A 12,589-nucleotide genomic window follows, 5' to 3' on the forward strand; every position below is an offset into this window, starting at 1 on the left:
AAACCCAAAAAATCCCGCGACATATGCGGACATATGTCGCGGGACATCACATTAACAACTTCACCCCAATCAGAACCTGCAGATACCAGTGTCGGTATACTAGAGAAAGCATATCTTGGAATAGTAGTTATTTCCCCCCAAGAATCAGGTAGATTGGCAAAATCATTAAGACAAAAACACTCCGAACCCAAACTATTGACTTTACCCCAGGAATCTGGCAAGGCCGCAATGTCATTATAGGCAAATGCGCTATTTCCAATAGATTTAACATTATCCCAAGAAGCGGGAATAGTAATCAGCTTATTATACCGAAAGGTTTCATCGGGGATAGCAGTTATCTTCCCCCAGGGCGCACTTAACTTAATTAACTGGTTTCTCTCAAATACGCCTTTGCCTAAAGAGCTAACTTCACCCCAAGAATCTGGTAGTAGGGTAAGCGCATTACCGGAGAAAGCTTGTTTCCCGATTTTAGTTATTTTTCCCCAAGAAGCAGGCAGTTTCGTTATCTTATTAGATTCCTTACCGTACTCGTAATAGCCGAATGCCCTCTCTCCTATTTCAGTAATCTCACCCCAGGAATCTGGCAAAGAAGTCAAACGATTAAAAGCAAATGCGTCTCCAGGAATTTTAGTAATCTTTCCCCAGGGCGCAGTTAGAGAAGTCAGCAGGTTACTCTTAAAAGCCGATACTCCAAGCTCTGATACCTCTCCCCAGGACGCAGGTAAACTGGTTAATTGATTTTTTTGAAAGGAATAGTGGGCAATTTTAGTTATTTCACCCCAGGAGTCCGGTAGGGATTTGAGCTGATTATTCTCAAAGGCAAACATACCGATCTGTTTTACGGTTCCCCAACTATCAGGCAGAGATGTTAAACGGTTGCTGGAGAAGATACTATTAGGTATTTCTGGCCATCCATCCCAGGAAAACTTTAATTCACTAATCTGATTACTGGAAAAAGCTCCCGTTAACAAACACCACTTCTGAACACAATCACTTTTAGCCTTTGTAACATCAATTTTACCCCAGTTATCCGGTAACGCAGGGATTTGATTCTTATAAAAAGCATAAAAGCCTATAAAATTAACATCTTTCCAAGAGTCCGGAATACTAGTTATCTGATTGTCAGCAAACGCGCTAGCATCTATTCTTTTTATACTTCCCCAGGAAGCTGGTAGGGAAGCTATTTTATTTCTTTCAAACACTCCCTCCGGAAGCGCAGTAATCTTGCCCCAGGGTGCTTCCAACGCCGTAATTTTATTGCCCCAAAAAGATTCCTCCCCCAGGGATGAGACATTCCCCCAAGACTTTGGAAGGGAGGTAAGGCTGCAATTCATAAATGCCTTATCACTGATACTGGTTACTTTGCCCCAAGAATCCGGCACCGCAGTAAGTTTAGTACCAGAGAACGCTTCCTGACCGATACGCTCGATATTTCCCCAAGATTCTGGCACCGAGGTTAAATCTGTTACCTGCCGGAAGCCATCAACCGCATTAATTGCCTGCCCTTTGTCACCAAATGTGGGCCAACACCAATCTGAACTATTTTTAGTCTTACCGGCTTTATGCTTATCTAACCCAGTTTCACTAAATCCGGAAATAGTGCCGCCCCTGTATTTGAAGTCTTTTACTTGCCAGCCGGGGCAGATGATTTGTTCTGGCCAGTCCGGGCCGACCGCGATAGTACCCTTAACAGTCTTAGAACGCCCCTTAGCATCAGTAACCGTATAGAAAACCTGGGTCGTGCCCTCTACCGAAGTATCCACACTCTCCGGAGACACCTTCAATAGGTTAGTTATATTGTGTCCCTCAACGTCCTTAGCACTCACGCCCTTCAATAAAGCCGCTGTAGAGCCGTCAGCCCCATTAGCTAAATGCTTATTAACCTCACCAGTAATAGTCGGCGAAAAATCAGTACGCTTATAAACAAACGTAACCGTATTATCCCCACCCACCTTCGGGGTAATCTCCTCAGCCTCCTTAACAGCCACAAAACCAGCCAAAACCGGAGCCTTAACCGTATTCTTCTGACCCGCAAAATAAACCCCATCCGGCTCCGTAAACTCACTTTGCAAAACCTCAGGGCTACGCAAGGGCTTATTAGTACCCTGTTCAATGTAGTTAATGGTGATCGAGACCGCATCCCCCGCAGCCACCTGACCAAACCCAGATTTGTACTTTTCGGACTTTACCGCGGCCGGGAGCGATTGTTGCCCGTCAGCCTTTTCCAGCACCACCCAACGCTTATTATTCGCAAACACTTCCGAACCAAAATCGGTGACAGTAGATGGAATCTTTACTTTCTCAATCTGGTTACCACTAAAAGCCTCCTGCCCTACTTGCGCCAGCTTAGACGGAAACGTAACCCCCTTGAGCTGGTTATTAGCAAACGCACTGACACCAATCTCAGTTACCGTATCTGGCAGTTCCACCGTTTCCAACTGATTATCACGGAAAACATTCGCCGAAATAACAGTTACCGGCGCATCCTTAATCTTTACCGATTTCAGGGCGTTATCGCTAAACGCGCCCTCACCAATAGTTTCCAGCGTGGAAGACTCAAACACCGTCAGCTTATTCTTCTGAAACGCGCCCTCACCAATAACCTTCAAACCCGAAGCCACAAGCTCCTTAATCTGATTATCGTAAAACGCACGATCAGCAACCTCAGTCACCGAATCCGGCAACGTAACCTTAGTCAGCTCCAGCCCCGAAAACACGCCCTCCGCAATCTTAGTAGTACCCGCCGGGACAGTCAGTTCCTTATTAGCTTCTAGCGCAGCCTTGCCCTTATCAGTCAGACCCACTAAAACGCTATCTTCAAAAACAAAACGATCATCACTAGGACTAGCACCGGCACGCAACGGCCCCGCAGCCCGCCCCGCAGCACCAGAACCAGCCTCCCGAAAATCAAGCTGCGAAGTAGCAGCCGAAGATCTATTTGCCACCTGGGTAGAGTGATTCGCGGCAGGCGCCGACAGGGGTATAACCGCCAGTAAAGAGGAGAAAACCAATCCCACCACCGACAGCAACGCCACGGTGCGCCGACTTAAAGATGCACGTGAAAAGGTTTTAGCGCCAGTTATTGAGCGACTCGCCAGATCGAAAAGTTTATCCATATCCACGCTTACCTCGTTCACGTAACATCGAAGCTAATACCGAGAATCAGCAGGAAAAAATCAGCTAATTCTCAGAAATCCACAGATTAATATCTATTATCCGGCTCTAATAGAAGGGTGTCAATCATTAATCAACTGGCGGGCGACGCCAAAAATAGGCACTTTAAGCACCCCCCCCCCGAAAAACCTTGAAATCCAGCTAAAACGCCACTTAGGAGCCTCAGGAGACTTAAGCCCTAAACCGTAGATTAAATTATTCTAATCTCCGTTTTAGGACTTTCTCCCTATCCCGACCCCGGTTTTATTCTCCCCTTATCCCGGTTTTTCCCTCTCCCTCCGCTTTTATTCACCCATTCCTCCGCTTTTATCCCCCCAGCAGTTCTTCCTTCCCAATCCCGACCCCAGCTTCGTTTTTCCCTTTCCCTAGCAGCGCTTCCCTACCAATCCTGTCCCCGGATTCGTTCTTCTCTTACCCCCCCAAGCCATCCACCCGGCATGACCTTCCGTCCCCACCAAACCGGGAGGGCGATTCCGCACCGGGAGGGTCATTCTGTCGCCGGAGAGTGATTCTGCCAAATTCCACCAGCAGTTTTAATCAATCCCCCAACCATTCCGCCCTCCCGAAACAGCTCCGCCCTCCAAATCCCAACCCTGACTTTACCCTTCCCTTATCTCCCCCTACCTTCATTCTTCCTTCTCCTTCCAAAGCCGTTCGCCGGGCATGACCACCAAAACCCAGCCGTCCCCACCAAACCGGGAGGGTCATTCTGTCCCCGGGGGGGCGATAACGACAAGCCAATCAACGCGAACAGTAAAAACACGCAACCATTCCACCCTCCCGAAACAGCACCGCCCTCCAAATCCCAAGCCAGCCGACCATTCCATCCTCCCCAGACAGTTCCACCCTCCCAATCCCAAACCCAGCAGACAATTTCCAACCATTCCACCTTCCACAGACAGTTTCACCCTCCCAATCCTGACCCTGGCTTCGTTCTTCTCTTACCCCCAAGCCATCCATCCGGCATGACCCAGCCGTCCCCACCAAACCCGGAGGGCAATTTTGCACCAGGAGGGTCATTCTGCCAAACCCCACCAGCAGTTTTAATCAATCCCCTAACCATTCCACCCTCCACAGACAGTTCCACCCTCCCAATCCGGGCAAAACCGCCAAAATCCAGCCCTCCCCACCGAACCCGGAGGGTGATTCGGTTATTGGAGGGCGATTTTACACCAGGAGGGTCATTCTGTTGCCAGAGGGTGATAACGTCAGGCAGACAAACACAACCAGCAAAAACACACGCTAACACCACCCTCCCGAGACAAAACCCCCCTCTCAGAACAGTTCCGCCCTCCAAATCCCGAACCCAGCAGACAAATCCCGACAGTTTCACCCTCCCGATTCAAAACCACCCTCCTAATTCAGCAATCAAGCCCAAATAGCGGCGATTTCACATAAACCCGGAGGGAGATTCGGTTATTGGAGGGTGATTCGGTTGCTGGAGGGCGATTTTGCACCAGGAGGGCGATAACGTCAGCCAGACAAACACAACCAGCAAAAACACACGCTAACACCACCCTCCCGAGACAAAACCCCCCTCTCAGAACAGTTCCGCCCTCCAAATCCCGAACCCAGCAGACAAATCCCGACAGTTTCACCCTCCCGATTCAAAACCACCCTCCTAATTCAGCAATCAAGCCCAAATAGCGGCGATTTCACATAAACCCGGAGGGAGATTCGGTTATTGGAGGGTGATTCGGTTGCTGGAGGGCGATTTTGCACCAGGAGGGCGATAACGTCAGCCAGACAAACACAACCAGCAAAAACACACGCTAACACCACCCTCCCGAGACAAAACCCCCCTCTCAGAACAGTTCCGCCCTCCAAATCCCGAACCCAGCAGACAAATCCCGACAGTTTCACCCTCCCGATTCAAAACCACCCTCCTAATTCAGCAATCAAGCCCAAATAGCGGCGATTTCACATAAACCCGGAGGGAGATTCGGTTATTGGAGGGTGATTCGGTTGCTGGAGGGCGATTTTGCACCAGGAGGGCGATTTTGCACCAGGAGGGCGATTTTGCACCAGGAGGGCGATAACGTCAGCCAGACAAACACAACCAGCAAAAACACACTCCAACACCACCCTCCCGAGACAAAAGCACCCTCCCAATCCCGCCAAAACCCGCAAAATCCAGCCATTTCCACCAAACCGGGAGGGTGATTCCGTCCCCGGAGGGTGATAACGTCAGGCAGACAAATACAACCAGCAAAAACGCAGGGCAATTCCACACCCGGTGGGTCATTCCGTCCCCGGAGGGGGATACCACCAAACCCCACGAGCTCCCCGGTTAAAGATGACGGGAAAAAGCCAGAAACTACGGGCATTAGCCAGAAACTATTCCCTAGTTAAAGCTAATCAAACCTAACGTGAACAGGAATTACCCTGAAAAACCCTAAAAAATACCCCGAAACTAACTCTAAAATCAGTCCTAAAATTAACCCTAAAAAATAGCCCGGAATATACTCCTGAAACTAACTCAGAAATTACTCGGAAAGAGTAGTGTTATCAGGAACCATCTGCTCGCCCTCGGCGCTCAAAGCCACATCCCCAACAACTTTAACGTTTCTACCGAAAGTAAAAGCGCCACTAACCTTAAAGGAATTAGCTTCCCGAAGTGAAGGAACCCCGAAAGCAAAACGGGACTCAAAATCAGCAATCTTCTTGAAGAAATGGCTATCCAAATCGACTTCTACATTCCGGTTATTAACCTGACGCAAATGGAAATCCTCACCAAGCTCATAAATGTCAGAACGCACCAAAGTCAGCTCGTTAGTGGTTTTAACCGGCAAGAAACGACTGCGAGGAACCAAAATCGCAGTAGCGCCCGCAAACGACGCAATCGCCGCGCCCATCGCGGTTTCCATTTGGATAACTGCGGGACTGTCAGAATCAGAGGGATCAACCGTCTTGTGATTGGCAATCAACGGCAACCCCAAAACTGCGTTACGCTCTACCAACGCATCACGTAGCTTCAACAAATCAAACCAAAGATTATTAGTATGAAAAAACGGGTGTCGATGCTCATCAGTAAAATAATCCATCTGCTCGGGAGGAGTCTGCGCCGTATCGCGCAAAATCAACTGCCCATCAGATTTACGAATCGCCAAATGACCACCCTTACGGTCATTAACTGTACGAGTACAAAGCTCCGCCGCATAGGGCGCGCCACTGCTGGCAAACCAACCAGCTATCTCCGGGCTGGGGGTAGCCCCCAAATTATCCGAATTGGAAGTCATTGCGTAACGATAACCAGCGTCAATCAGTTTATCCAGCAACCCCGAACCGAAAAGGGCGGTATAAATGTCGCCATGACCCGGAGGACACCATTCCAACGAAGGATCCTTATCCCAAGAAACCGGGGTTAAATCATCGGCGCGCAGCTTCGGCTCTTGATTTTGCAGAAAATCCAAAGGCAAATCATCAACCTGGATACCAGGATGCTTTTCCAAAGCCGCCAAAGTATCGGCTTTTGTGCGGAAAGAATCCATAAAAATCAGCGGCAATTTCACCCCGTAAGATTGCCGCGCCGCCAACACCTGACGGCAAATAATATCCAAAAAAGTTAGCCCCGAACGAACCGGCAATAAGGACTTGGCTTTATCCATACCCATAGAAGTGCCCAGCCCGCCGTTGAGCTTAATCATTACGGTTTTAGATAAAGCCTCACGAGCTTGCTCGGGACTGACCTGCGCATCTTCCAGGCTATCAACACTGGTGAGCGGGGAAATGGTTTCCTCCGGGATAAAACCGGTATGCTCGCCCTCTAGCACCTGGTAATAGTGAGAAAACACCGAGATAGCTGCCGGGCTAACCCCAGCTTGCTCCATTTTTTCCACCGCTTGAGCCAGCCCTGCTTCACTCATCTTCAGCTTTCTCCTTTACCTAAAACCATACCTAGACTGGAAAGTCTCCACCTTAAGACTAGAAAGTTTCCACCTGTTGCAACCAAGCTCTCCGTGCCTGTAAAGAGTCCTCAAGTTCTTTCAACTTGGTCTCGTCACCGGCAGATTTAGCCTGTTCGATTTGCGCCTCAATATCGGCTATTAAGCTCTTAAGCTGCCCCGCCATACCCTCGGCGCGAGCTTTAGTCTCGGGATTGGATTTACGCCAGAGGTCTTCCTCCAAGGTGCGTAAATGATCCTCAACCGCGCGCATACGTCGTTCTATCCGCTCAACATCGGCACGCGGCACATGACCAATCTCGTCCCACTGTTCTTGCAAAGGACGCAGCTTGGCTTTGAGCTGCTCAATATCGGTTAAGTCCTTCAGCGGCTCTGCCTTCTCTAAAATGGCTTCCTTCTTCGCCAAATTTTCCGTCTCTACAGCGCTCTCTGCTTCTTGCTGGGCGTTCCGGGCATCAAAAAATACCTGTTGAGCATGGTGAAAACGCTGCCACAAAACATCATCATCACGCCGAGAAGCTCGACCAGCCCGCTTCCACTGGCTCATCAAATCCCTAAACGCCCGAGAGGTATCGCCCCAATTAGTAGACGAAGAAAGCGCCTCCGCCTGTTTAATCAGTTTCTCTTTAGCGACTTTCGCCTGAGTCTGGGCAGAATCCAACTCGTTGAAAAATGCCCGCCGGTTCTTTTCAAATAAAGAACGCGCCGCCGCGAAACGCTTCCAAAGTTCGTCCTCGAAAGAGCGCTCAATCCGCGGTCCGTCGTGCTGAAGCCGCTTCCATTGGTCAAGCAAATCCCGCAGTTCCTGCCCGGACTGTTTCCATTGGGTGCGGGAAGAATCCTGCCCGGCAATTTCCTCAGCCCTGACCACCACTTTTTCGCGGTTCGCCCGTGCCTCTTCCTTAGCTTGAGCACGCTGCGCCGCAACCTCTTCTTTACGTTTATCAGCCTTTTCTTGCAGCTTAGCTACTTTTTCACGTAAAGCCGGTAAATCACCAACCGCAGCCGGTTCGCTCACCTGCTCCCGTAAAGAACTCATCGTTTGATCAATTTCGCGTTCAGCCAACTTTGGAAGCCGCTCTGCAAACAAAGAAATCTGGGCAGCTAAATCCAAATAGCGCCGCGCGTAAATCTTTAACGGATTTTCGGGAACTTCCGCCGGGAACTGTCCAATCTGGCGTTCCTGGTCACCATCCTTCACCCAAACGCGACCATCTTCATCAACCCGTCCAAAGGACAGAACCTGAGACAAATCAGGAGTTTTAGCGGTATTCACCGGTTTATTTTGGGCAGATAAATGAATCTTCCCCGGAGTGGGAACAGGTTTAGGCTTCGGTGTCATATCAGGCTGTTCAGTCACTAATTTTTTCCTTAAATCAGTTCTTCCTGCGGCTAGGTTAAGCCGCGTGCGCGTGGGATGTTTTACCCCAACAACATATTACGCACTAGAGCCCCTAAAGCGCCAACAGCCGACATACTTTAGGATAAAAACATGAGGATAGAAAAACTGTACGCGCCCTATTACAGCGAAAATCCCTACATACTGCTGGCTGACGACAGTCGAGAAGCTCTGGTTGTAGACCCCGGATATGGCGCTCTAGAGCAAATTCAATCAACATTGGACAACCTTCAGGCAACGGTGGCAGCTGTGCTGTGCACCCACGGACATTCCGACCACATTTGGGATGCGCACGCGGTCGCCGGCTCAGCTCCGGTCTATATTCCCGCCCCCGATGAATACCGTTTTCACCCCGATAAACTAGACCCGCGAGAGCGAGCCGAACACCAAATGAACTTGCCGCCTTGGCAAGAACCCCAGAATCTGCAAGTCCTGCCCGATATAGCCGCTGTAGAGGGCGTAGAGCTAGCTCCTGGAGTCTTCCTGCGTCTGCTGCCCACTCCAGGACATACCGAAGGCTCTAGTCTGTTCTTGTTGGAGACTTCTAAAGTTTCCGGCTCCGCCGCCCAGGAAGCTCAAAACTCATTTAACCAGTGGCTACGATACTCCAATCAAGAGGACAGCTTGCTAACAAAACTGGCGCTTTGCGGGGATGTAGTCTTTGCTGATTCTGTAGGACGAACCGATTTGCCCGGTGGGGACAGTAAACAAATGTTGCACACCTTGCGCACCCTGCAAAACGTAATCGACCCGGACACAGTGCTGCTACCGGGGCATGGCCGGGCCACCGTGTTCGGTTTAGAAAAAGCGCACAACCCATTTTTGGCGCAAGCCCGCTACCAGGGATAAGAATAACAACCCCGACAAAGCATCCTAGTTTTCCACAGCTATCCAGGTTGCATACTTTTCCTTACCGGCTTATTGCAGCATTTCCCGGAAAGGTTTCTAGCCTAAATCCTTAAAAGGTGGAAGCAATACTGGTAGATCCGTTAGGAAACCAAGTGATACATGGGGCCGCGCGTACCTCCCTGATTAAAGGTAACCGTTTTCAAATCTGGAACGGCGCCGACCGGGAAATACTCGCAGAACCAATCACTTTACGCTCGATTTATGGGCGCGCCTTGTTCTTAGCTCCAGTCATTCCTCGAGATTGTATCTTGACCGGGAACTCGGCTGCCTGGGTATGGGCGGGCAGTGGTAATGCCCCCGAGCTGCTGTATATAGCTTCCCCTAATCGTCCGCGCCGCGCGCAAGACTCCCGGTTTTGGATTTACCTAAATAAATCCGCCAGGCAGCACCTGCAAACCCAGAAATTAAAACCTCTAGGCTCCAGGCGCGCTAGCAGACCAGTTTTACCGACCCTGCAAGCAGTACATCCCCGAGGCCTCCCCCATAAAACCGACAAGGCTACCCCACCAGAACGCAGCTCCCTTTTTCCAAAGGACGCACCCGCAAGCTCTAAGATAATCTCCTTCTACCCCGCGCACTCCCCTAGTGCAATCCCAGACACACAACCCCGTGAAAACTCTATGAAAAGCAGAAACAATCTGAAAAGAGCCCGGAAGAAAGCAAGTAACACCCCAAAATATCTACCTGGTGACTGCTTACAGCTGGCGGGAATACAAATCTTAAGCCCCGCCGCCACCCTGGAGTTTTGCGACCGCCACCCAAACCTACCCGGAAGTCAGACCTGGGAGCGTACCTGCCTAGAATCTTTAACCTGCCGGGTGTTTACGTAAAGAATTAGTAGTCCGGTTCGCTGAAAATACTCCAGGAATCTTGCGAATATCAGTCAAAATCGTATGCAAATAGCGGCTATCAGCCACTTCGAACGTATAGCGGGAACTGGCAACCCGATCCGAAGAAGTATTGACTACCGCCGCTAAGATATTGGCTCGATAATCGGAAAGCACCTTGGTGACATCGTTAATCAGCCCTTCACGGTCAAGAGCCTGAATCTCAATCTCTACCTGGAACTTCGCCGTCGGGTGAGCTGCCCAAGACACTTTAACTACCCGGTCGGTATTCACCATCAGGTTTTGGGCATTAGAACACTCTTTGCGGTGAATCGAAACCCCATGCCCGCGGGTAACAAACCCCACGATTTCATCACCGGGCAACGGGTTACAACAGCGGGCAATCTTCGTCCAAATCTCCCCCTGTCTCATTCCCTCCACTTGGATGCCAGCGCCCTCGGCAACGGTATTAGAACGGGTATCACCCTGGGCGGGCAGTACCGCCTCGGATAGAGTTTCCTCCGCGCCGTCCTCTCCTCCGACACTTTCCATCAGCTTATCTACCACATTGGAGGCTGAAATATGGTGGGAGCCGACCGCCGCGTAAAGTGCAGAAATATCGCTATATCCCATATCGGAAGCTAAAGCCGTCATGGTGTCATGGCTCATTAGCCGCTGCAAGGGGAGATTCTGTTTGCGCATATAGGCAGAAATAATGCCTTGACCAGCTTCGATTGCTTCTTCACGGCGTTCTTTAGAGAACCAGGCTTTAATTTTGTTGCGAGCCCGGGGACTGGCAACAAAATTTAGCCAATCACGAGAAGGACCCGAATTTGCCGAACGGGAAGTGAGCACTTCTACGTTGTCGCCATTTTGCAGCTTGGTGTCCAGGGGAACCAATTTACCGCCAACTTTTGCCCCCACCGTACGGTTACCAACTTCGGTATGAACCGCGTACGCAAAATCAACCGGGGTGGAATCAGCTGGCAATTCTTTAACCTCACCGGCGGGAGTAAACACATATACCCTGGAACCAGACATTTCATAGCGCAGCGAATCCAAAAACTCGCCCGGGTCTTGGGTTTCCTTTTGCCAATCCACCAGTTGGCGCAGCCACCCCATTTCCTCTCCATCTGCTAAAACAGTTTTATTATCGCTAGTTGTTTTAGCGTTTTTAGCGTTGGGGTTCTCTTTGTAACGCCAATGGGCGGCAATACCGTATTCAGCCCGCCGATGCATCTCGTGGGTACGTATCTGGATTTCTACCGGTTTACCGCCCGGTCCTACCACCGTTGTATGTAGCGACTGGTAGAGGTTGAATTTGGGCATTGCAATATAGTCTTTGAAACGACCGGGAATCGGATTCCAGCGGGCGTGCATTTCCCCAAGAACCGCATAGCAGTCCCGCACCGTATCTACCAGCACCCGCACGCCAACTAAGTCGTAGATATCGTCAAAGTCACGACCACGCACAATCATTTTTTGATAGATGGAATAGTGATGCTTAGGACGACCAGTGACCTGACCAGCAATTTTATTTAGACGTAGCGCTTCTTTAATCTGGTCAATTACTTCCCGTAGATATTTTTCTCGCTGCGGGGCGCGCTCATGTACCAGATTATCGATTTCTTCATACAAATCGGGGTACAGGGTTCTGAAAGCTAAATCCTCTAGTTCCCACTTAATGGTGTTCATACCTAAACGGTGAGCGAGGGGGGCAAAAATCTCTAGAGTTTCGCGTGCCTTATTTTGAGCCGATTTAGGGGAAACATATTTCCAGGTGCGGGCATTATGAAGCCGATCACCGAGCTTTATCACCAGTACCCGAATGTCGCGTGACATGGAGATAATCATTTTGCGCACGGTTTCGGACTGCGCCGCCTGCCCGTAGGTAACTTTGTCTAGTTTAGTTACCCCATCTACCAGTAGGGCGATTTCTTCCCCAAATTCGCTGGTCAGCTGCTCTAAGGTATAGTCAGTATCTTCTACCGTGTCATGAAGCAGAGCCGCCGCTAAAGTGGTGCTGGTCATCCCGATTTCTGCCAAAATAGTGGCGACCGCTACCGGATGGGTGATGTATGGCTCCCCCGATTTTCTGAATTGTCCCTGGTGGCAGCGGGAGGCTGTTCTATAGGCGCGCTCGATTAGGGAAATGTCGGCTTTCGGGTGGTTCGCCCTGAGCGCACGCACCAGGGCTTGAATGTGGGGATCTATATTTTTGGAACGTCCAGTCAGCCAAGCTAAGGACGCGCGCACCCTAGAGGACGGAACCGCATTAGCGCCCTCATCAAAGGTGGTAGAACTCATGTAACTATTTTAGTGACCTAGCAGTCATTTCCCCAACTTGCCAGCTAAAAGCGTTACAAAAGCAATGG

Annotated in this window: 6 protein-coding genes; 2 read left to right on the plus strand and 4 right to left on the minus strand. The window is 50.2% G+C overall.

The features are described from left to right. The 3 genes from PG728_RS07565 to PG728_RS07575 all read right to left on the minus strand — a co-directional run. Positions 1-3,116, minus strand: a 3,116-nt coding sequence (locus PG728_RS07565) for a leucine-rich repeat protein (protein ID WP_270626786.1), incomplete at its 3' end; no start/stop codon positions are given. 2,544 nt (positions 3,117-5,660) lie between these two features. Further along, complete coding sequence (locus PG728_RS07570) at positions 5,661-7,040, minus strand: UTP--glucose-1-phosphate uridylyltransferase (protein WP_270626787.1); 1,380 nt, start codon at positions 7,038-7,040, stop codon at positions 5,661-5,663. Between the two features lie 58 nt (positions 7,041-7,098). Then, positions 7,099-8,439: a DUF349 domain-containing protein gene (locus tag PG728_RS07575; RefSeq protein ID WP_270626788.1), complete on the minus strand. Its 1,341-nt coding sequence runs from the start codon at positions 8,437-8,439 to the stop codon at positions 7,099-7,101. 132 nt (positions 8,440-8,571) lie between these two features. On the opposite strand from PG728_RS07575, the gene PG728_RS07580 reads away from it, so the two are divergent. Continuing rightward, positions 8,572-9,327, plus strand: a complete 756-nt coding sequence (locus tag PG728_RS07580) for an MBL fold metallo-hydrolase (protein ID WP_270626789.1) — start codon at positions 8,572-8,574, stop codon at positions 9,325-9,327. A gap of 116 nt (positions 9,328-9,443) precedes the next feature. Continuing rightward, the gene (locus tag PG728_RS07585; RefSeq protein WP_270626790.1) at positions 9,444-10,217 is read left to right on the plus strand and encodes a hypothetical protein; all 774 of its coding nucleotides are present in this window, start codon (positions 9,444-9,446) and stop codon (positions 10,215-10,217) included. On the opposite strand, the gene PG728_RS07590 is transcribed toward PG728_RS07585, so the two are convergent. Beyond that, on the minus strand, positions 10,194-12,521 hold the full coding sequence (locus tag PG728_RS07590) for a RelA/SpoT family protein (RefSeq protein WP_072509699.1): 2,328 nt from the start codon (positions 12,519-12,521) through the stop codon (positions 10,194-10,196). The two genes, PG728_RS07585 and PG728_RS07590, sit on opposite strands and share 24 nt — an antisense overlap. Positions 12,522-12,589 lie beyond the last annotated feature (68 nt).

Source organism: Varibaculum timonense (assembly GCF_027694345.1).
In the GTDB taxonomy this organism is placed as follows: Bacteria; Actinomycetota; Actinomycetes; order Actinomycetales; family Actinomycetaceae; genus Varibaculum; species Varibaculum timonense_A.